We start from the raw sequence: 20,627 nt of genomic DNA, 5'->3' as shown, positions 1-20,627 counted from the left end.
GTTCCAAGCGGTGGGTGTTTGGTTGGTGGGTGTTTGGTTTGGTTGTGTGGCTGGTGGTGGGGTGCGGGCAGGTGGTCGAGGGAACGGCTGAGCGTGTATCTGGTCAGGAGGGTTTGTTCGATCCGTGTGCGGATATACCTGCGTCGGCGATCGAATCGGTGGGACTGGACCCGACGACGGCTGTTGTCGGCACCAATGGGGTAGAGATGACGGGACAGCGGATTTGTACTTGGATCGATAGCTGGTATTCCGTGGGGGTTATTTCAGTGCCGTATTCGATCGAAGACATCAAGGCTACCGGAAAGTATGTGGGGTTCACCGAAGTGCAGATTGGTGATCGGACCGGTGTGGAATTGAATTATGTCGACGACCCCACGCCTAAACGTTGCATTGTCGCGGTCCCTGCACGTCAAGGATCAATCTGGTTGGAAATTCTTACAAATCTAAACCATGACCCTATTGAGCCTACCTGCCCACTGGCTCTGAATTACGCAAGGATGCTTTTAGAGCAATTTCCGCAGTGAATGGTTTCTCGTAAATAGAGATCGGGATGTGGGCGTCCGGTCAAGGAGGTTTCATGTCGAATGAAGATTTTTATCTGGACAAGGATGCTGCGACAAAGTTGAGTGTGGCATGCGGACGGTTGTTGACTCAGTACAATTTGCTGCACGTAGGCCTTTTGCCATAGTGGAAGACATGCGCAGGTATTTCGACGAATGCATCGAGCATTACGCCGTTGTCGACGCCGAGAACGCCGCCGCGCTGAATCGGGTGTTCGGTCGTTGACCGGCCGATCCGAGTCGTGACCGAAGCGATCCCGGCGGTGAAGCCCGCTTCGGGCCGCGAGAGCAGATCGAGCGGGACCCCGCGGAGGCCCGCTCGATCTGTATGTCAACGAAAATTACAGTGGCAGAGCAGTTTCACTCAAACCCTCCGGCGCACCACGACGCCGGAACCATTCGGTACCGAATACGGCGACGAGCTGCTCGGTGGACATCTCCAAGAACGGCCCGAAATCACCGATCTGTGTGGAGTGCGCGTACATCGCGGCGCGCTTCGAACTGATCACCGAACTGACATCGACGGCAGTGGTCAGCTCGTCTGCCGGCAAACCGAACGAATCGATATCCGGCGGTTGCGCCTCCGTCGTCCATTCGGGCTGAGCTTCCATCAACAACTTCATCTGGTCACGATTGGTCGACGCTTCGTAGACGTACGGTGTGCCGGCCAACTCGGCTGCCCGCACTCCGACATGATGAACCTGGATGTGATCAGGATGCCCGTACCCGCCGTGAATGTCGTAAATCGTGACGACGTCGGCGTTCTCCTCCCGGAGAACCTCGGCCAGACGCTCAGCTGCGACATCGACGTCCACGTTGCAGAAGGCGTCCGGATTCTCGTTTTCCGGCGTACCAGCCATCCCCGAATCGGGATAGCCGAGCGATACCAGTCGGCTCGCTCCCAGCGCGTCGGTGGACGCCTCGAGTTCGCGACTACGACGCTGTGCCAAGCTCTCGTACTCGTCCAGTAAACCCTCGGGGAACTCGCCGAGCGCACCATCAGTGGCGGTGACCACCACAACGCGGTGACCGGCGTCGGCGGCCAATCTCATCACGCCACCGGTGGTGAAAACTTCGTCATCGGGATGGGCGTGGAAACACACCAGGACACTCATTGGCGCAATGCTAAGGCACGCGACCGACAGGTCAACTCGAGTGTGACGTGAAAAGGATTTGGTCGCAGGTGCCGACTTCTGTGAAAGTTGTCCGGTGCACGAGAAACAGATATGACCGAATCCGCGGACAAAGGGCTGCTGAGCGCTTACCGGGACATATTTTCGGCTCCCGGATCGGTGGCCTTCTCGGCCGCCGGATTCGTCGCCCGGCTACCGATGGCGATGATCGGCATCGGGATAGTGACGATGATCTCGCAACTGCGCGGCGACTACGGCCTCGCCGGGGCTTTGGCGGCAGTCTTCGCGCTCGCGTCGGCGATCATCGCCCCGGCTGTTTCGCGCGCCGTCGACAGGTTCGGGCAACGAGCGGTGCTGCCGATCGCCGCCGTGGTCAGCGCTACCGCGATCAGCGCGCTTCTGTTGGCGGTGCGTTTCGAAGCACCCACGTGGTTGCTGTTCGCCTGCGTGATTCCAGCCGGTGCTACTCCGACCATCGGGGCGATGATCCGGGCACGATGGGTGGCCATCTATGTGGGTAGGCCTCAACTGCGAACGGCCTTCGCGTTCGAATCGGTCGTCGACGAACTGTGTTTCGTTGCCGGACCGGTGATCTCGGTCGGATTGAGCATCGGCGTCTTTCCCGAGGCCGGGCCACTGGCCGGCGTCGTTCTTCTGGTCACCGGAACACTGCTGCTGATTTCTCGACGAGATACCGAACCGGCGATCCACGCGCGTCGACCCGGTCGCGGACGTTCGGTACTCGGTAACCCGGCGATGTGGATAGTGGTCACCGTCATGGTGATGTTGGGAACCATCTTCGGGGTCGTCGACGTCGGTGCGATCGCTTTCACAGCCGATCAGGGCAGCCCCGGATCGGCGTCACTGGTACTGGCGATCTTCGCGGCGGCCTCTGGCTCCGCGGGGCTGATATTCGGTTCGAGGCATCCGGTGATGGCGCTGCGTGGTCAGCTGATGATCGCGTCGTCGGCGGTGGCACTGCTGAGTGTGCCGATGCTGCTGGCCGGAAATATCCTCGGCCTCGCCGGAGCGTACGTGTTGGCCGGCGCAACCATCGCGCCGACGCTCATCGTCGCGACAGCACTCGTGGAACAGATCGTGCCGCCCGAAAAGCTCACCGAAGGGATGACGCTGACCGTCACCGGACTCGGCGTCGGCGTGGCGCTCGGATCGGCGCTGGCAGGGCAGTTGATCGACCGGTACGGAGTGTCGGCGGCTTACCAGTTGGGCGTCGGAGCGGCGGTCGCAGCCTCTATCGTGACGGCATGTCTATTCGTGAAGCCGTCAGCGTCGACGGCACGTCCATCCTCTACCGACTGACCGGAAACCCGGACGCGAGGCCGCTGGTGTTGCTGCACGGGTGGGCTCAGTCCTCGCAGTGCTGGGGAGAGCAGGTGCTTGCCGAACTCGCCGTCGAGTACCGGGTGATCGCGGTCGATCTCCGCGGACACGGGTATTCCGACGCTCCGGAGACCGGCTACGACGACCCGGCGAATTGGGCCGGAGATGTCGCCGCCGTGTTGGCGGCGGAGGGCGTCGAGGAGAACGCGGTGCTTCTCGGTTGGTCGTACGGCGGTCTGGTGATCTGTGACTATCTCGCCGCGCACGGCACCGCCGCGATCGCCGGTGCGGTGCTGGTCGGCGCCATCACCAGCATCGGGCGCGGTGAGAAGGGTGGCAAGGTTGGGGCCGCGATGCGCGCCGCGGTTCCCGGCGCGATGTCCGAAGAACCACGCGAGGCGATTCGAGCACTCGGCGCCTTCGGTAACGCACTTACCGGTTCGCCGGAAGGTAAGGGCACCGCTGCGCAAGCACTGTTCGGGTTCAGCTTGTCCACGCGCCCACGCGTGCGCGCCGCACTGTTCGACCGCGCTGTGAGCCACGACGACCTGCTCCGTTCACTCGACATCCCGGTTCTGGTTCTGCACGGCACCGAGGACTCGGTCGTGGACGTGAGTGCAGGTGAGCACGCCGCTGAACTGATTCCGAAGGCTCAGGCGTCGTATTGGGAGGGCTGCAACCACGGACCGTTCGTGGAAGATCCGGCACGCTTCGTGCGTGAGGTGGGGACCTTCATCTCCAACCTCGGTTAGAGTTCGGCGACGGTGAGGGGGCAGTATGGAGCCGTGAAGCCCACGCACATTTCGCGCCCTCGCCGGGTGGCCGTTCTCTCGGTCCACACCTCGCCCCTGGCGCAACCCGGCACCGGTGATGCGGGTGGGATGAACGTCTACGTCCTTCAATCCGCCATCCAGTTGGCGCGGCGCGGTATCGAGGTCGAGATCTTCACCCGTGCGACGTCGTCCGCCGACGCCGCGGTGGTCGAGGCTGCGCCTGGCGTCCGGGTCCGCAACGTCGCGGCGGGACCGTTCGAGGGCCTGGACAAGGCCGATCTGCCGACGCAACTGTGTGCGTTCGTCGCCGGCGTGCTGCGCGAGGAAGCGCGTCACGAGCCCGGCTACTACAGCCTCATCCATTCGCACTACTGGTTGTCCGGGCAGGTCGGCTGGCTGGCCCGCGATCGCTGGGGTGTACCACTGGTGCACACCGCACACACCCTGGCTGCGGTCAAGAACTTGTCCATGGCAGAGGGTGACACTCCGGAGCCCGCCGCCAGGCAGATCGGTGAGCAGCAGGTGGTGGCAGAAGCGGATCGGCTGGTCGCGAACACGACGGACGAAGCGAAAGCGTTGCAGGAGTTGTACGGTGCGGACCCCCGACGGATCGACGTCGTCGCACCTGGTGCCGACCTGACGCGATACCGTCCGGGCGATCGGGACCGCGCTCGCGCAGAACTCGGATTGAATCCGAGCGAAGTGATAGTGACGTTCGTCGGCCGCATCCAACCGCTCAAAGCCCCGGACGTGCTTTTGCGTGCAGCCGCTGAAGTGATCGAACGACGACCGGAGTTTCCGCTACGTATTCTCGTCGTCGGTGGACCGTCGGGTACCGGCCTGGCGCAGCCGGACGTGTTGATCGAGCTTGCTCGAAACCTCGGCATCACAGCCCAGGTGACCTTCATGCCGCCACAGGCGCCGTCTCGGTTGGCCGACGTGTACCGGGCGTCGGATCTTGTTGCGGTGCCCAGCTATTCGGAATCGTTCGGATTGGTGGCCATCGAAGCCCAAGCATGTGGGACGCCGGTGATCGCGGCCGACGTCGGCGGGCTCGGTGTGGCCGTCCGCAACGGTGAAACCGGCGTGCTCGTGCAGGGACACGCAACGGGGGATTGGGCCGATGCGCTCGAATCGCTCGTCATCGCGCCGGTGCGGCTGCAGGAGCTGGCACTTCAGGCGCCGCGGCACGCCGAGAACTTCTCGTGGGAGCACACGGCCGACGGACTGCTCGAGAGTTACCGTAAGGCAACAGTGAACTACGACAACGAAAGTGGTTCGAACGCTTTGTCGCCCCGCCGTGTACGCGGTTCGTGGCGTCGTCGCCGGACCGGAGGGGTGCGCACGTGACCAGTGATTCAGTGGCCGGTATCGCCGAAACCATCGAGCAGGCGTTGGCCGAGCGGGAGCTCGAATTCACCAGGCGTGACGACATCCATTTCGTCGTCGAGCTGCCGGGTGAGCACAAACTCAAGACGTCGACGCTGTTGACGGTCGGCAATCACGGAGTCCGCGTCGAGGCTTTCGTGTGCCGCAAGGTGGACGAGAACTTCGAAGGGGTCTACAAGTTCCTGCTCAAGCGGAACCGTCGGCTGTACGGGGTGGCGTACACCCTCGACAAGGTGGGGGACATCTACCTGGTCGGAAAGATTTCCGAGCATGCCGTCACCGGAGACGAACTGGACCGGGTACTCGGCCAGGTTCTCGAAGCGGCGGACGGCGATTTCAACGTTCTGCTCGAGTTGGGGTTCTCGTCGTCGATCAAGCGTGAGTGGGCTTGGCGGGTCTCGCGAGGCGAATCGCTGGCGAACCTGGAACCGTTCAAGCATCTGGTGGACGATTCCGAGGACACGCTCACGCAGGGTTGACCCAGCCGCAGTGAGACACTTTGCGGATATGTCACGTAAACTGGTCTTTACTTGTGATCGCAGTCACGGATTATCATGTATCTGCAAGTCACAGTAAATGGCCGGCTTTTGCCGCCGTGCAACCCTTCAGTGCAATCTTTCAAGGAGCAGCGTGAGCTTCAAGAGTCCGTTCCCCGACGTCGACATCCCCAACATCAGTGTCTACGACTTCCTGTTTGCCGGTATCGACTCGGCCGACCGCGACAAGACCGCCTTCGTGGACGGCGCCACGGGTACGGAGACCACCTACGGTTCACTGATCGGCCAGATCGATGCAGTGGCAGGTGCCCTGGCCGTGCGCGGGCTGGCTGTCGGCGACGTGGTGGCTTTGCACTCGCCGAACGTCCCGGCCTTCGGCGCGGTATTTCACGGAATCCTTCGTGCCGGTGGCACCGCGACCACGATCAATGCGCTGTACACCGCCGAAGACATCGCCAAGCAACTCACCGATTCTCAGGCGAAGTTCCTCTTCACCGTCTCCCCGCTGCTGCCGCAGGCCAAGAGTGCCGCCGATCAGGTCGGTATCCCCGTGGAGAACGTCTTCGTCCTCGACGGGGCCGAGGGGCACGCGTCACTTCGTGACCTGCTCGGCGAAGATGCAACGGCGCCCGAGGTGTCGTTCGATCCGGCAACCCATCTGGCGGTGCTGCCGTACTCGTCCGGCACGACCGGTCGGCCCAAGGGTGTGATGCTCACACATCGGAACCTGGTGGCAAACGTGTGCCAGATAGTTCCGCAGTTGGGTCTCGAGCGGGACGACAAGGTGCTGGCAGTGCTGCCCTTCTTTCATATCTACGGCATGACGGTCCTGCTCAACGCGGCGCTGTACCGGCGCGCGGCCTTGATCACCATGCCGAAGTTCGATCTGGTCGAGTTCTTGCGAATCATCGCCGAACAGAAGTCGACGTACATCTTCATCGCACCACCTGTCGCAGTGGCGTTGGCCAAGCATCCGCTGGTCGATCAGTACGATCTGTCGAGCGTTCGGACCATCATGTCCGGGGCCGCCCCGCTCGACGCGGCACTCGGCAAGGCGGTTTCGGATCGCTTGAGCTGCACGGTCCTTCAGGGTTTCGGTATGTCCGAGATGAGCCCTGTCAGTCATGTGATTCCTTTCGGTCGCGGCGACATCGCGCTCGACTCGGTGGGCCCGGCGGTGCCCAACATGGAGTGCAAGCTCGTCGATCCCGAGACCGGAACCGAGGTCGAGTACCCTGCTCCCGGTTCGGGCAGCGTCAGCGCGCCGGGTGAATTGTGGTGCAAGGGCCCCAACATCATGGTCGGCTACCTCGGCAACGACCAGGCCACCAAGGACACCCTCGACGACGACGGTTACCTGCACACCGGCGACATCGCGACAGTGGATGCAGACGGCGTCGTACGGATCGTCGACCGTCTCAAGGAACTGATCAAGTACAAGGGCTATCAGGTTCCCCCGGCCGAGCTCGAGGCCTTGCTGCTCACGCATCCGCAGATCGCCGACGCGGCCGTCATCGGTGTACGCGACGACGAGGGAGAAGAGATCCCGAAGGCGTTCGTCGTCTTGCAGGCCGGCGCCGAACTCGCCGAGAGTGACGTAATTTCCTATGTCGCCGAACGTGTTTCGCCGCACAAGAAGGTGCGTCGAGTCGAGTTCATCAGCACCGTGCCGAAATCCGCGGCAGGCAAGATTCTCCGAAAGGATCTGCGGGCGGCCGAGGTCGGCTAGCCGTCCAGCAGATGGGGCAGTCCCGCTGCGTAGCGATCTTCGTCGATCTTTCGCAGCGGGGCCAACTCCGGCGGTTCGTACAACGTGTACTTGGTGCAGGGACTCGCGGACGAATCAGAGGCATCGAGAATGGCGTCGACCGCGCTCCGAGCCGCTTCGTTGGCGGATTCCATCGTGGCGAGATTGATGTCGGTGCGGACGTAGTCGCTGGCGAGAACGAAGTTCGGAATCGCGGTTCGGGCTTCGGGGCGGTGTGCCCACGATCCGACGGTGTTGATCAGCAATGGGGTGTCGTTGGTGTTGTGTGTGCCGTTCCACTGAATGCCGGGGTCGAGGAACCACGAGATCACGTTGTCGTAGTCGAGAAGTGGTTCACCGTAGTCGTTCAGGTTCTGCGCCAGCTGGGCCCACACTTCGCGGGCGATTTCCTCGGCGGTGCAGTCCTTCGCGCGTTTACCGGTGAGGATGCCGGGTGTGTCCCAATCGGAGATGTCGACCGAGAGGCAGTCGCGCGCTGTGCCGTCACCGTATTCGGTCGCGAAGTTCTTGCGCCAGAACTGGGCCTGGTTGATGGAGGTCAAGGCCCACGGGGTGCTGACGTAGGCAACGTGGCCGGCCGCTATCTCGATGGGGTTTCGCAGGTAGTACTGGATGCCGACCATCCAATCGGTGTGTAAGTTGCCGATCGACTCGAGGCTGGGGTCGAGGTTCAAGATCTGGCCGGTCAGCAGCGGTGTCGCGCGTTCGACCGGCATCGCCGCGACGTACCAATCGGCGTCCACCGTTGCTCGTCTTCCCTGCCCGTCGACTACTCGTGCACCCGACACGACACCGCCGGACACGTCGAGAGCTTCTGTTCTCCATCCCATCTGGAACTTCACGCCCAGTGAGCGCAGAAAGACCTCCCAGGGATCGATCCAGGCCTCGTTGGTGGGCGCGGACAGAAGTCGGTCGGTGTGACCGTACTGGGGTACGGCTTCGACGGAGTTCCACAAGAACGCCTGACCGATGAGCCCGATGGTGCGAGTGGACACCACATCCGGCCGAGCAGCGACGAGTTGTCGGGTGAGGGCGTTGATGAGAATGTCCTGATAGGTCTTGGACTTCCCCTCCGCCTCCATCGTCTGGCTCCACGTCTGGTTCTCCCACTGCGTCTCTCGCCGTCCCATGCAGCTGGTCAGGAACATCGCCAGTTTGCGATTGAAGAGGAGAAGTTCTTCCGGTGGAATCGAGGTGCCGACGTTGGTGAGTGAGACCAACGACTGTTGAAGCGATGCAAGGTCGAAGCTCGTGAAATCGGGTTTGACCAGGTTTGCGGGAGCGGCGAAATCGGCACCGGGCATGGACAGCCTGATGGCAGCACCGACCGCCAGATTGTCGAGCACCCCATTGGGGTTGCCGGGGACGGGTATGCGACGCATTGTGTCTGGTATGTGCTGGTAGAAGCCTGGGAAGAAACGAAAGCCGTGCTCGCCGGGCAGGTCGAGGCGACCTTCGGTTCCCGTTCCCGGGAACGGCATGCTGCGTGCCTTGCCGCCGAGCGCGGTGGGTTCGTACACCGTGACGTCGAATCCGCGTTCGGCGAGCTCGTGTGCTGCCGTCAGTCCGCCCACTCCGCCACCGAGTACAGCAACTCGCCTCCCGGTGGTGCGCAGACCGGGTGTTCGGCGGTCGGCGCCCGACCATCTACTCGACGGCGTTGCTCCGGCTGGTCGACCGAGTGCCGCCGCCACGGCGAAAGCACCTGCAGCGCCGGACAGCAGTGTCCGCCGGGAAACACCCGGCGACTGGATCGAATTCATGACGGAACCCCCCGGTTCGAGCCGAACGCCTTGACAACGCATGTAGTCAATATCTGACGAGAGATATCTAGCCACAGATCTCGTCCGAACGGGGGCTGTATCCGAACTTCTGTCGAAACTGGAGTAGTTCGTCCGCAATTATCGGGTCGGACGTGGCGACCGGGACACGGCGATGCGCTCATGCCAGGATTGGGCTATGAGTATCGGAACCCTAGTTCTGCTCCGCCACGGCGAGAGCGAGTGGAATGCACTCAACCTGTTCACCGGTTGGGTCGACGTACACCTGACCGACAAGGGCGTCGCCGAGGGCAAGCGCGCAGGTGAACTGCTTGCCGAGAACGGCGTACTGCCCGACGTTCTCTACACCTCACTTCTGCGTCGCGCGATCAGCACCGCCAACCTCGCGCTCGACGCGGCCGACCGGCACTGGATCCCGGTCGTGCGCGACTGGCGACTCAACGAGCGCCACTACGGCGCCTTGCAGGGCAAGAACAAGGCGCAGACCAAGGAGGAGTACGGCGACGAGCAGTTCATGCTGTGGCGTCGTAGCTACGACACCCCGCCGCCCGCCATCGAAGCCGGCAGCGAATACAGCCAGGACACCGATCCCCGATACGCCGACCTGGACGAGGTCCCGCTGACCGAATGCCTGCTCGACGTCGTCGACCGCCTGGTCCCGTACTGGGAAGAGACGATCTCTAAGGAACTGCTCGCCGGTCGTAACGTCCTGGTCACCGCCCACGGCAACTCGCTGCGCGCGCTGGTCAAGCACCTCGACGGTATCTCGGACGAGGACATCGCCGGACTGAACATCCCGACCGGCATCCCGCTGCGTTACGACCTCGACGAGAACCTGAAGCCGCTCAACCCCGGCGGAACGTATCTCGACCCGGAGGCCGCTGCTGCCGGCGCCGCCGCGGTCGCGAACCAGGGCGGAAAGTAACCCCCATGCTGTCACTCGAGGCCCCCCGAACCAAGACTTCGGGGGGCCTCGGCCAACTCCCGGTGAACTGTGGGCCAACGCCGCCCGGCGGTCGGATTACGTGCCCGCAAATGCGCGAACCCGACTTCACCCACCCGACACGCGAACGTACGATTACGCCGTGAGTGTCGCAACTGCAGTGCTGCTGATCGTGATCGGCGGCCTCGCCGGCTACCTCCTCGGTAGTGTGCTGATTCCCCGACTGACCGCGCCGAAGCCGCCGCGTGTGGACGAACAGGCCGGGCTCACGATGTCTCAGGTGCTGGACCTGATCGTGTTGGCCTCGGAGAGCGGAATCGCCGTCGTCGACGGATTCCACGACGTCGTGCTTTTCAATCCGCGCGCCGAGGAACTCGGCCTGGTCAAGAACCGGCTCGCCGACGAGCGGGCGTGGCAGGCAGTCCAGGAAGTGCTGCGCACCGGCCAGCCCGTCGAAACCGATCTGACGTCGCAGGCCACGCGGGGCCGCGACAAGATCGCCGTCCGCTGCACCGCACGCTTGCTCAGCAAGGACGATCGCAACTTCGTCGTCCTGTTCGCCGACGACGACTCCGAGCAGGTTCGGATGGAGGCGACCAGACGCGATTTCGTCGCCAACGTCAGCCACGAATTGAAGACCCCGGTGGGTGCGATGAGCCTGCTGGCCGAAGCTCTCCTCGAATCCGCGGACGATCCGGAATCGGTACGGCACTTCGGGGAGCGGGTGCTCAGTGAATCCGTTCGGTTGGGCAACATGGTGACCGAGTTGATAGCGCTCTCACGATTGCAGGGTGCGGAGAAGCTGCCGGATCTCGACGTCGTGGACGTGGACACGGTGGTGGCCGAAGCGCTGTCTCGGTCGACCCTCTCGGCCGAGAACGCCGGAATCACCGTCACGACCGATCATCCGAGTGGACTCGAGGTGCTCGGTGACCAGGCGCTTCTGGTGACGGCATTGTCGAATCTGGTCGAGAATGCAATTGCGTACTCGCCCAAGGGTTCCCCGGTATCGGTTAGCCGGGTGGCGCGCGAGGGCAACATTGCGATCGCGGTCACCGACCGGGGTGAGGGAATCGCCAAAGCCGATCAGGAACGAGTGTTCGAACGCTTTTTTCGAGTGGACAAAGCTCGGTCACGTCAGACCGGGGGCACCGGACTCGGATTGGCGATCGTCAAACACGTCGCGGCAAACCACAACGGTTCCATCGAACTGTGGAGCAAGCCTGGAACAGGATCGACCTTCACGTTGCAGATTCCTGCGTACGTGGAGGAAGACGTCGACTCCGACGAGGCCGGAACCTCCGGCTCGACGCGGGTCGACCGGCACGAGAGTGCCGGTACGGAAACAGACCGAGATACAAGCATGGAGGCCAAACGATGACGAGTGTGCTGATCGTGGAGGACGAGGAGTCCTTGGCGGACCCGCTGGCGTTCCTGCTCCGCAAGGAAGGCTTCGAAACCACCATCGTCACCGACGGACCGTCGGCACTGGCGGAATTCGATCGTTCGGGAGCGGACATCGTTCTGCTCGACCTGATGCTGCCCGGCATGAGCGGCACCGAGGTGTGCAAGGCGTTGCGGTTGCGCTCCGGAGTTCCGGTCATCATGGTCACCGCGCGTGACAGTGAGATCGACAAAGTGGTGGGGCTCGAGCTCGGAGCTGACGATTATGTGACGAAGCCGTATTCGGCTCGTGAACTGATCGCACGTATTCGCGCGGTACTGCGTCGTGGCGCCGACAACGACGCGGACGTGGCAGCCGATCACGGCGTGCTCGAAGCCGGCCCGGTACGCATGGACGTCGAACGGCACGTGGTTCAGGTAGGCGGTCACCCGGTGACGTTGCCGCTCAAGGAATTCGACCTACTCGAGTATCTTCTGCGCAATTCGGGCCGAGTGCTCACCCGCGGTCAGCTGATCGACCGGGTGTGGGGTGCCGACTACGTCGGTGACACCAAGACCCTTGACGTGCACGTCAAACGACTGCGATCGAAGATCGAGGCAGACCCCGCGAACCCCGAACACCTTCTGACCGTGCGTGGTTTGGGATACAAGCTCGAATCCTGAAGTGGCGCTCTCGTCATACCTCGTCGCTACCGCACGTCGTCGCCACCGATGGTGGCGACGACGTGTCGGATCAGGACGCGAACGACGGTCCGGGGTGTGAGATCCACGTACTGCGCAGCCCGTACGGCGATACCTGATCGAGGATGAAAACCGTGCCGTCACTCAGTGTTTGAGTGCATTTGAACGTGGTGCCGTGGAAGGTGTGGCAATCGATGCGCCCCGTGCGGCCGAGTGGGCTCAACAGCAGCGACCGGTGGCTCTCGGTGGTGAAGGCTCCCGGCTCGAACGGCGTGATGAAATTGTTCGTGTAGTCGAACGGCCCCGTGGACAGGGTCTCGTCGGCGAACGCGAGCGGGACCGAGCCCAGACACAGTGCGAGGGCAGATCCGGCGACAACGGCGAGTCTCTTCAGCATGGTGAACCTCCGGTTGATTGTGTCGTCAAGATCGAGATACCGCGCCGATCCGTTACCGCCGTCGTCGAATGCCAGAGCGGGTACTCGTGACGCCGGCGTCGCCGCACGGGGTCCCTCCTGGCGGTCAGGCGGCCGGAGGTCTGTTCCGAGTGATCTTTCGAGCAGATCAACCCGGCGGAAATCGTCTGTTCGGCCGACACGGACCTCGCCGGAATGACGAACAACGCCGGTCCAACCGAGCGGCAGTTCTGCAGTCGGTGGACCGGCGTTGCGAGGAAATCAGCCCTGAGTGGCCGTCTGAGCGATCGTCGTGGCCGGATGGACTGCGATGAGGCCGAGGCCCGCACGACGCCTGCACAGGCGCGCCAGCTCCTCGTACGCGGGCTTCCCGAGTAGCTCGGTCAGCTCGGGAGCGTACGACTGCCAGACCTGCTTCTGGCCGACGTGAGCGTCCGGGGAGCCGGAGCAGTACCAGGCGAGGTCCTCGCCGCCTTCGCCCCAGCCGCGACGGTCGTATTCGGTGATCGTCGTCTTGAGGATCTGGACTCCGTCGGGACGGTCGACCCAGTCCTGGGTACGCCGGATGGGCAGCTGCCAGCACACCTCCGGTTTCACCTCGAGGGGCTCGATGCCCTTCTTCAAGGCCATCGAGTGCAGTGCGCAGCCCTGACCTCCCGAAAACCCCGGGCGGTTCAGGAAGATGCAGGCACCTTTGTATCGGCGCGTCCGCAGAGCGGGCTCGTCTTCGAGGTCGTCGTACTCGACGTAGCCTTTCTTTCCGAGACCTTTTTCCATGAATTGCCAGTCTTCGGCTGTGAGTAGTTTCACTGATGCGTCGAGTTTGTCCTGGTCGTCCTGGTCGGAGAGGAACGCGCCGTGGGAGCAACATCCGTCGTCCGGCCGGTCACCGATGATGCCCTGGCAGGCGGGGGTGCCGAATACACAGGTCCAATGGGAGAGGAGCCAAGTCATGTCGGCCGCGATGAGGTGTTCGGAGTTCTCCGGATCGAGGTATTCGACCCACTCTCGCGGGAAGTCCAGGTCCACTTCTGGGCTCGGTGTCATCTTGTGGGACCGGTCTGGGTTACCTGCTGTCACAGTGCCAGACGGTAGACCCAGTAACGTGGCGATGTGCGACTAGGGGTACTCGACGTCGGAAGCAACACCGTCCATCTACTGGTAGTGGACGCCCACAGGGGCGGCCATCCCACTCCCATGAGCTCTACCAAATCCACGTTACGGCTGGCCGAGAACACCGATGATCGAGGTGACATCACTGATTTCGGTGCAAGTCGCCTGGTGACCACGGTGTCGGATTTCGCGAGTATCGCGAAGACCTCGGGGTGCGAGGAGATGATGGCGTTCGCCACCTCCGCCGTTCGGGACGCGAACAACTCGGAGGCAGTACTCGCCCGGGTGCGGTCGGAGACGGGGGTGAAGTTGGAGGTGCTTTCCGGAGTGGACGAAGCCCGCCTGACGTTCCTGGCCGTCCGTCGATGGTTCGGGTGGAGCGCGGGTCGAATTCTCAATCTCGACATCGGCGGCGGCTCGCTCGAGCTGACCGCGGGTGGCGACGAGGACCCGGACGTGGCATTCTCGCTTCAACTCGGTGCCGGGCGTCTGACCAGAGACTGGCTGATGGCAGATCCTCCAGGTAAGAGGCGTGTAGCGGTACTGCGTGACTGGCTGGACGCCGAACTCGTCGGACCGGCGAAGGAGCTGCGCGGGGCAGGCGACTGGGACCGTACCGTGGGTACGTCGAAGACTTTTCGGTCCTTGGCGCGGCTCACCGGTGCTGCGCCTTCGGCGGCGGGTCCGCGGGTGAAACGAACGTTGACGGCGAGCGGTCTGCGACAACTCATCGCCTTCATATCCAGGATGACGGCGGCCGACCGTGCAGAATTGGAGGGAGTGAGCTCCGATCGGTCACAGCAGATTGTGGCCGGCGCGCTCGTCGCGGAAGCTACGATGCGAGCGCTCGGAGTGGAAGAACTGGAAATCTGTCCTTGGGCTCTGCGTGAGGGGTTGATCCTGCGCAAGCTCGACACAGAAATGGGCGGTGAATTGGTGGTGAGTACTCGATGACCGACGACAATCAGCAGATCTCCGTGGCTGAGCTGCTCAAACGCAACGGTCAAAGCGTCGAATCCCGTGGTGGTCGTCGTAGGCGCGGCGTGGCCGGCGGTATCTCGGTGGCCGAACTGACGGGCGAGATCCCGGTGGTTCGTAGCGTCGGTTCGAGGGCCGCCGCCGACAACGATGCGGACGCTGCGGAACCGACCGACACCGACCCGGCCGATAACGAAGCGGCCGATAACGAAGCGGCCGATAACGAAGCGGCCGACACCGAAGCGGCCGACACCGAAGCGGCCGGCACCGAACCGGCGACGGGGACAGTGGCCACCGACCTCGGGGACGACGAGGTTTCTCCGACTCGGGCGGACACCGCAAAGAATGCGAAGGCCGCAGCCGAGACCGAATCGGCTGCTACGGCCGCACCTGCCGCCCGCGTGCCTGCCGATCGCACCGCCGCGTTTTCGGTGGTGCTCGACGCCGATGACGATGCCGATGACGACGATGACGACACTGACGACGTCGATGATGCGGACGACGGCGAGTCGGCCTCGACGCCGGATACTGCCGACAAGACCGGCTCCACGTCGGTTCCGTCCGAGGAGACCAAGACGTCGAAGTCCGCGCCCGGGCAGTGGGTGAGCCGAACGCCGCTCTCGGGCGCCGCGAGGCCCCAGGTGCGACAGGAACCCGCGCTGCTCTCCGGCCAGACCTTGGCGGGCGACCTGATGCGTCAGGAACGTGCGGCAGCCCAGTCGCCCGCGATGCGCCCGCCGGTGTTGCCACCGCGGATTCCCGCTGCTCCCGTGCCCGCCACGGCGGCCGAGGACAGCACCGAGATGATGGACAAGATCGCCGGACCGAAACAGACGGACGCCGTCGACCTGTTCAAAGAACCCGACACCGACCTGTTCAAGGAACCGGACATCGCTTCCGAGGAGCCGGCCGACACGACAGCGGAACCGACGCGGCCGGTAACGGCACGCGATACCGCCGAGGACACCGGTGAGCGCAGCTCGATCCGTGAATGGGCGGTGCTGGCCGGACAGGTAGTGCTGGCACTCGTCGTCGGCGGCGCGATGTTCAAGGGATTCGAGAAGCTGTGGGACATGCTTCCGTGGGTTGCCCTGGTGCTCGCTCTGATCGTGATCGTCGGGCTCGTGGCGGTGGTACGAGTGCTGCGCAAGACCGACGACATCACCAGCTTCGTCATAGCGGTGGTGGTCGGCATGATCGTCACACTCGGCCCGCTGGCGTTCTTGCTGGCATCGGGCTGATCGGCCGATGACAGCAGTTGTCCGCCAGATTCGCGTTGGACTGTCCACCGCCTCGGTGTACCCGGAGAACACCGAGGCCGCGTTCCGGTACGCGGCCGAACTCGGGTACGACGGCGTCGAACTGATGGTCTGGGCGGAATCGGTGAGCCAGGACGTCGACGCGGTGTCAGCGCTGTCGCGTAAGTACGCGGTACCGGTGCAGGCAGTACACGCCCCGTGTCTGTTGATCTCCCAGCGGGTGTGGGGTGCGGACCCGGCCGAGAAGCTCGAGCGGTCCGTGCGTACCGCAGAGGAGCTCGGTGCCGCGACGGTAGTGGTGCACCCGCCCTTCCGATGGCAACGCAAGTATGCCGACGGCTTCGCCGATCAGGTGGCCGATCTGGAGGCGAAGAGTCCCGTCATCGTGGCGGTGGAGAACATGTTCCCGATGCGGGCGGACAGCTTTTTCGGTGGCAAGGACAAGTCGGCGGAGCGCCTGCGTAAACGTGGTGGCCCCGGTGCTGCGTTGTCGGCGTTCAGTCCGTCGTACGATCCGACGGACCAGGACCACGCCCACTTCACGCTGGATCTGTCCCACACCGCCACCGCCGGCATGGACGCGATGGAGCTGGCGACGCGAATGGGGAGCGGACTGCGGCATCTGCATCTGGCGGACGGTCGCGGCGCTTCGATGGACGAGCATCTGATTCCCGGGCACGGCTCGCAACCGTGCGCCGAACTGTGCCGCCGACTTGCGGCAGGCACTTTCACCGGTCAGGCGGTGATCGAGATCAATACCCAGAACGCCCGCACGCGGCCGGAGCGGTCCTCGATGCTGGCGCAGGCGCTCGCGTTTGCCCGCGAGCACCTGCTGCGATCAACGGTGCCCGGCGCGTAGAGCGTTCTCGAACAGGTCGCGCACCTGCTCGACGTGGGTGTCGAGGTCGTCGATCTCCCAGTCGTCGGTGGGGACGGGGTCGAGAACCGAGACGTACACCGGGCCGGGGTGTGCGACGAGAGAGTTACGCCACATCCGTTCACCGGCATTGTGAATGACCACGGGCACGATGGGCACCCCGGCCTGCATGGCGAGGTGGAATCCGCCCTTCTTGAACCGTCCGAGCCGAGGGGTGGGGGATCGGGTGCCTTCGGGGGCGATGACGATGGACACACCGTTGTCGAGTTTGTCGACGGCTGGTTTGAGCGCCGCCTTGGCTTTGGCGGTGTCGCTGCGGTCGATGTAGGCGACGTCGAGCAGTGCCCCGATCGGTATGAACCGCGGATCTGCTGCGGCTTCCTTCTTGGCGACACCGGTCACGTCGCGCTTGATCACGGTGCCCAGAACCAGCATGTCCAGCGAGCTCTGATGGTTGAACATGAACACCGCCGGACGGTGGTCCCAGATGTTGTGCTCGCCGTCGATGTGCACGTCGATGCCCAGGAGCGAGAGTGAGATGTCCGGCCCGTAGGTGCCGACGAGGTTGGCGCCGAACTGGCGGCTTCCGGTGACGACCCCCGCTGATGCGCCGACGGCGGCGGTGGCTGCGAGCGCACCCATCGCGGTGGCCGTGCGCAGGGTCGAGATCGGGGTGGCACCGCGTTGCGGTTTGCGGAGCGTCACCGCCGGCCAGTGCCGCTGCGCGGCGACCTTGGCCAGGCCACGATCGGGGTTGAGGGCGACCGGTCGGCCGACGGCTTCGAGCATGAAGACGTCCTCGACGCCGTTGGAGTAGGCGAACGCGTCCTTCAGGTCGGTGCCGTGTCCTTCGGCGTACGCGCCGAGCGCGGCGGCCTTGGCCGGCCCCCACAGCGGTGGTGCGGACAGTTCGCCGGTGAGCATGCCGTCGACGACCTCGGGCTGCGTGCAGAGCACGTCGACGATGTCGAGATCCTCGGCGACGTACTTGGCCTGGAACGGTGTCGCCGACGTTGCCATGACGATGGTGTGACCGGCGAGGCGATGCGCAGCGAGGAGACCGCGCGCCTCGGGGTAGATCATCGCGGCGATCTCCTGGGCGAACAGGCGTCGCCCCCAGTCGTTCAACTCGTCTTCGGTGCGCCCGGCCAACGCCCGGACTCCGATGTCCATCAACGCACTCACGTCGGCGCCGCGAAACTGGGTGTCGATGGCGGCGCCGGTGGTGCGCAGTAGCTCGCCGACGCTGATATCCAAGCGGCGCAAACGATCCCGATAGACGACGCTGGCGGAGTATCCGCTGATCAAGGTGCCGTCGAGGTCGAAGGCAGCGATGGTGTCCGGCCCGGGCGGGGCCACCGCGATCGCGGAGTGCAGGCGTTCGAGTCCGGTCACAGTCAAACTCCCTCGGTGTGCGTTACGGAATGCAGTGCGACGGACGCCGCCAGACCGGACGGTGCGTTCACCAGGTCGAGACGAGCATGTGCCACGGTTCGAATCTTGCGCAGGCGCTCGACGTGGATCCTTATCTCCTCGGCGAACGCGATGCGACGATCGACGACGCTCTCGTCGGCGACCTCGATCAGCTTGCGGTTGCGGGCCAGATTCAATGCGGTGGCGAACAATTCGCCGGACACCGACTCGCTGCTCGCGATCTGCTGACGCAGACGGCGTTCCTGGGCGACGTCGATGCAGTTCCGGATGAAGGACTTCTCGTCGAAGGACGTCGAAATCGGTGCGAGCACCAGCTGATCGGCCACCACCTGGTATGCCTCGAGGAACGGCTGGAGCACCCGGTGCGCCAGGTGCGGACGGATGGACTCGAACATGGTGCGAGTTCGTTCGCTGTCGATCATCGCCGTGTCCCAGTCCGGATCGATCAGGCTCAGTTCGGTTCGCATCTCCTCTTCGAAGGTGTCCCGGTCGCTGAAGAAGAACTCGAACTTCATCAGGTCTCGGATGCGTTTGGCCTGCTCCCATCCGGCCGTGACGGGATCGGTGAAGCGCTCTTCGACCGCGGCGAGGAGTACCAGTTCGGCGATCGCCCGCACCACCAGGAAGTGGATGGTGTTGTTGCGATAGAACGCCGCCACCAGATGTTGGTCCCTGCCCAGGTAGAAGACTTGCTCGTCGCCCTTGTCGAATCGCATCAGCACACCCGAATCGACATGGGTCTGCAGTGCCTTGTCGATGACGTGGGGATCGGCCAGTTCGACGTCGCCCGCGATGGGAAGTCCGCGGGCGGTGATGTATCCGAACAGGGGGGTGAGGATGGCGGTGAGTTCGCGGACCGTCAACGCGCGGTCCTCGATTCCCAGGAATGCCAGCATCGCCAGCGACGACACGGTGACCGGGGTGACCTCGTTGATCCGATGGCAGACTTCGATGGCGGCTTTCTGTACGGCCAGACGTTGATCGGTCTCTTGACTCAGAGCGTCCGCGAGCGAGAGTGGACGACCGATGGTCACGTGCGCGACCCCACTTCGTTTGCCTTGCGCGCGTACGTAACCCACCATCCAACGCAGACCTTCCGGGGTCTTCTCCGCGCCGAGTGCCTCGGCCGCCATTGCGCCGACCTCGTAGAGTTGGTCGTAGCTCAACGCCACCGGAACGAGGTACACGTCGGATGCGCCGCTGACCTGAAATGCCTTGCTCAGGTAGGTGAGCAGCCCGTACCGCGGTGGTCGTAGCTTGCCGGTGCGTCCGCGACCTCCTTCGATGTACCACTCCAGGTTGAAGCGCTTGGTGAGGAGGTAGCGCATGTATTCGTGCATCGACCACTTGTAGACCTCGTCGTCGCCGATGCTACGACGGATGAAGACGGTGCCACTGCGTTTGAGGATCGATCCCATGGGCCAGAAGCTGACGTTCAGTCCGCCCATCACGTGATTGAGCGGGAGGCCGTTCGCGATCAGTGCCGGGCGCAGTACCAACGGATCCAGGTAGGAGCGGTGACTGGGCAGGAATACCAGCGAGTGCTCCTTGTTCAGCTCGCGTAGTTCCTCGAAACGGCTGGTATCGACCTCCGTCGTGTACGCCCGGGAGAAATACTGCCCCAGCCGGTCCCAGACCGCGATGGCCTGGCGGCTCTGCGTCGCGACCATTTCCTCGAGTGCGGCGCGGGCACGTTGGTCGACGTCGGCCACCGCCAGGCCGAGTTGTTCCGCGAGCCGCAGGATCTCGCTGGTGAACCGGCGGGTGTCGGTGATCTCGTCGACCACGAACCGGGACACCTTGTACTGTCCGCCGATCAACTCCAGTTCGGACCGCTCCAGCGCGAGAGCCGCCTGGCGCCGAATGAACTCGGGCAGGGACCCGCCACCGTTCTCGTCGAGACGCCGTCGTAGGTCACTGAGCGGCGCGGGTCGTCCTTCGATCACCCGGCACCGCGAGGGATCGGTGCGTAGTGTTCGCCGCTGGGCACCTCGACCCGGATGGAGCGGATCTCGCGGTGCGAGCGCATTGCGTAGACGCGCGAGAACCGTTCCACCGGTATGGGTGTCCGGCAGCCACACGACCCGCAGTGGGGCCAGTTCCGGATCGTCGGTCCGCTGCGCCAGATCGGCCAGCGACCGGTCTGTGATCGGCACTGTCGTCGGATACTTTCCGGATCCGATTGCCTTGTCGGAAACCCACTTTCGTAGCACTCCCGCTTCGACTTCGGTCATGGTCTCGGTGAGGTACACCCGAGGTCGGTCATTGTCGTCGGTCATCG

At 63.8% G+C, this 20,627-nt stretch carries 18 protein-coding genes; 12 read left to right on the top strand and 6 right to left on the bottom strand.

What is annotated here, in order from left to right; all coding sequences use genetic code 11:
• The first annotated feature begins 29 nt into the window (after positions 1 to 29).
• Positions 30 to 524, top strand: coding sequence for a DUF3558 domain-containing protein (locus ABH922_RS17330; RefSeq protein ID WP_424808080.1), 495 nt, complete (start codon positions 30 to 32; stop codon positions 522 to 524).
• Between the two features lie 377 nt (positions 525 to 901).
• On the opposite strand, the gene ABH922_RS17325 is transcribed toward ABH922_RS17330, so the two are convergent.
• Complete coding sequence (locus ABH922_RS17325) at positions 902 to 1,675, bottom strand: PIG-L family deacetylase (RefSeq protein ID WP_424808079.1); 774 nt, start codon at positions 1,673 to 1,675, stop codon at positions 902 to 904.
• Positions 1,676 to 1,786: 111 nt separating this feature from the next.
• Here ABH922_RS17325 and ABH922_RS17320 point away from each other — a divergent pair, with 111 nt between their 5' ends.
• From ABH922_RS17320 to ABH922_RS17300, 5 genes are all read left to right on the top strand, one after another.
• Positions 1,787 to 3,013, top strand: coding sequence for an MFS transporter (locus ABH922_RS17320; RefSeq protein ID WP_424808078.1), 1,227 nt, complete (start codon positions 1,787 to 1,789; stop codon positions 3,011 to 3,013).
• Positions 2,959 to 3,786 (top strand): alpha/beta fold hydrolase, encoded by an 828-nt coding sequence (locus ABH922_RS17315; protein ID WP_424808077.1) that lies wholly within the window; start codon positions 2,959 to 2,961, stop codon positions 3,784 to 3,786. Before ABH922_RS17320 ends, ABH922_RS17315 begins: the two co-directional genes overlap by 55 nt.
• A 12-nt stretch (positions 3,787 to 3,798) precedes the next feature.
• Entirely contained in the window at positions 3,799 to 5,157 is a 1,359-nt protein-coding gene (gene mshA, locus ABH922_RS17310; RefSeq protein WP_424808076.1) for a D-inositol-3-phosphate glycosyltransferase, read from the top strand.
• Positions 5,154 to 5,675: a YbjN domain-containing protein gene (locus tag ABH922_RS17305; RefSeq protein ID WP_424808075.1), complete on the top strand. Its 522-nt coding sequence runs from the start codon at positions 5,154 to 5,156 to the stop codon at positions 5,673 to 5,675. The genes mshA and ABH922_RS17305 overlap by 4 nt, the downstream gene beginning before the upstream one ends.
• 151 nt (positions 5,676 to 5,826) lie before the next feature.
• The gene (locus ABH922_RS17300) at positions 5,827 to 7,422 is read left to right on the top strand and encodes an AMP-binding protein (RefSeq protein WP_424808074.1); all 1,596 of its coding nucleotides are present in this window, start codon (positions 5,827 to 5,829) and stop codon (positions 7,420 to 7,422) included.
• On the opposite strand, the gene ABH922_RS17295 is transcribed toward ABH922_RS17300, so the two are convergent.
• The gene (locus ABH922_RS17295) at positions 7,419 to 9,224 is read right to left on the bottom strand and encodes a hydroxysqualene dehydroxylase (RefSeq protein ID WP_424808073.1); all 1,806 of its coding nucleotides are present in this window, start codon (positions 9,222 to 9,224) and stop codon (positions 7,419 to 7,421) included. The genes ABH922_RS17300 and ABH922_RS17295 overlap by 4 nt on opposite strands.
• Positions 9,225 to 9,420: 196 nt before the next feature.
• Between ABH922_RS17295 and ABH922_RS17290 the strand changes: the two genes are divergently transcribed.
• The 3 genes from ABH922_RS17290 to ABH922_RS17280 all read left to right on the top strand — a co-directional run bounded on the left by ABH922_RS17290 (position 9,421) and on the right by ABH922_RS17280 (position 12,252).
• Positions 9,421 to 10,167, top strand: coding sequence for a phosphoglyceromutase (locus ABH922_RS17290; protein ID WP_424808072.1), 747 nt, complete (start codon positions 9,421 to 9,423; stop codon positions 10,165 to 10,167).
• A 160-nt stretch (positions 10,168 to 10,327) separates the two neighbouring features.
• A complete protein-coding gene (locus tag ABH922_RS17285) occupies positions 10,328 to 11,566 on the top strand; it encodes a sensor histidine kinase (protein ID WP_424808071.1) in 1,239 nt (412 codons plus the stop codon).
• Positions 11,563 to 12,252 (top strand): winged helix-turn-helix domain-containing protein, encoded by a 690-nt coding sequence (locus tag ABH922_RS17280; RefSeq protein ID WP_424808070.1) that lies wholly within the window; start codon positions 11,563 to 11,565, stop codon positions 12,250 to 12,252. The genes ABH922_RS17285 and ABH922_RS17280 overlap by 4 nt, the downstream gene beginning before the upstream one ends.
• 70 nt (positions 12,253 to 12,322) lie before the next feature.
• Here the strand turns inward: ABH922_RS17280 and ABH922_RS17275 are convergent, their stop codons facing one another.
• Both ABH922_RS17275 and ABH922_RS17270 read right to left on the bottom strand, forming a co-directional pair.
• Complete coding sequence (locus tag ABH922_RS17275; protein ID WP_424808069.1) at positions 12,323 to 12,667, bottom strand: hypothetical protein; 345 nt, start codon at positions 12,665 to 12,667, stop codon at positions 12,323 to 12,325.
• A 279-nt stretch (positions 12,668 to 12,946) separates the two neighbouring features.
• Complete coding sequence (locus tag ABH922_RS17270) at positions 12,947 to 13,732, bottom strand: hypothetical protein (RefSeq protein ID WP_424809707.1); 786 nt, start codon at positions 13,730 to 13,732, stop codon at positions 12,947 to 12,949.
• A 66-nt stretch (positions 13,733 to 13,798) separates the two neighbouring features.
• Between ABH922_RS17270 and ABH922_RS17265 the strand changes: the two genes are divergently transcribed.
• The 3 genes from ABH922_RS17265 to ABH922_RS17255 are packed head-to-tail and all read left to right on the top strand — an operon-like array spanning position 13,799 to position 16,894.
• A complete protein-coding gene (locus tag ABH922_RS17265) occupies positions 13,799 to 14,752 on the top strand; it encodes a hypothetical protein (protein WP_424808068.1) in 954 nt (317 codons plus the stop codon).
• Complete coding sequence (locus tag ABH922_RS17260; RefSeq protein WP_424808067.1) at positions 14,749 to 16,017, top strand: hypothetical protein; 1,269 nt, start codon at positions 14,749 to 14,751, stop codon at positions 16,015 to 16,017. The genes ABH922_RS17265 and ABH922_RS17260 overlap by 4 nt, the downstream gene beginning before the upstream one ends.
• Positions 16,018 to 16,024: 7 nt before the next feature.
• Entirely contained in the window at positions 16,025 to 16,894 is an 870-nt protein-coding gene (locus tag ABH922_RS17255) for a sugar phosphate isomerase/epimerase family protein (protein WP_424808066.1), read from the top strand.
• On the opposite strand, the gene ABH922_RS17250 is transcribed toward ABH922_RS17255, so the two are convergent.
• Both ABH922_RS17250 and ABH922_RS17245 read right to left on the bottom strand, forming a co-directional pair.
• Positions 16,874 to 18,307, bottom strand: coding sequence for an HAD-IB family hydrolase (locus ABH922_RS17250; RefSeq protein WP_424808065.1), 1,434 nt, complete (start codon positions 18,305 to 18,307; stop codon positions 16,874 to 16,876). The genes ABH922_RS17255 and ABH922_RS17250 overlap by 21 nt on opposite strands.
• A gap of 2 nt (positions 18,308 to 18,309) precedes the next feature.
• Positions 18,310 to 20,625 carry a glycerol-3-phosphate 1-O-acyltransferase gene (locus tag ABH922_RS17245; protein ID WP_424808064.1) on the bottom strand — a complete coding sequence of 772 codons (2,316 nt, stop codon included), beginning with the start codon at positions 20,623 to 20,625 and terminating at the stop codon, positions 18,310 to 18,312.
• Positions 20,626 to 20,627 lie beyond the last annotated feature (2 nt).

This window comes from Rhodococcus sp. 27YEA15 (genome assembly GCF_049739425.1).
Lineage (GTDB): Bacteria > Actinomycetota > Actinomycetes > Mycobacteriales > Mycobacteriaceae > Rhodococcus_F.
Note: the sequence above shows the minus strand (reverse complement) of the source record. Positions and strands in the feature narration are given on the sequence as shown.

Coding starts and splice junctions, on each gene's coding strand:
- ABH922_RS17245 (WP_424808064.1), bottom strand. CDS start 20,625: ATGACCGACGACAATGACCGACCTCGGGTGTACCTCACCGAGACCATG.
- ABH922_RS17260 (WP_424808067.1), top strand. CDS start 14,749: ATGACCGACGACAATCAGCAGATCTCCGTGGCTGAGCTGCTCAAACGC.
- ABH922_RS17325 (WP_424808079.1), bottom strand. CDS start 1,675: ATGAGTGTCCTGGTGTGTTTCCACGCCCATCCCGATGACGAAGTTTTC.
- ABH922_RS17315 (WP_424808077.1), top strand. CDS start 2,959: ATGTCTATTCGTGAAGCCGTCAGCGTCGACGGCACGTCCATCCTCTAC.
- ABH922_RS17255 (WP_424808066.1), top strand. CDS start 16,025: ATGACAGCAGTTGTCCGCCAGATTCGCGTTGGACTGTCCACCGCCTCG.
- ABH922_RS17280 (WP_424808070.1), top strand. CDS start 11,563: ATGACGAGTGTGCTGATCGTGGAGGACGAGGAGTCCTTGGCGGACCCG.
- ABH922_RS17275 (WP_424808069.1), bottom strand. CDS start 12,667: ATGCTGAAGAGACTCGCCGTTGTCGCCGGATCTGCCCTCGCACTGTGT.
- ABH922_RS17270 (WP_424809707.1), bottom strand. CDS start 13,732: ATGACACCGAGCCCAGAAGTGGACCTGGACTTCCCGCGAGAGTGGGTC.
- ABH922_RS17290 (WP_424808072.1), top strand. CDS start 9,421: ATGAGTATCGGAACCCTAGTTCTGCTCCGCCACGGCGAGAGCGAGTGG.
- ABH922_RS17320 (WP_424808078.1), top strand. CDS start 1,787: ATGACCGAATCCGCGGACAAAGGGCTGCTGAGCGCTTACCGGGACATA.
- ABH922_RS17295 (WP_424808073.1), bottom strand. CDS start 9,224: ATGAATTCGATCCAGTCGCCGGGTGTTTCCCGGCGGACACTGCTGTCC.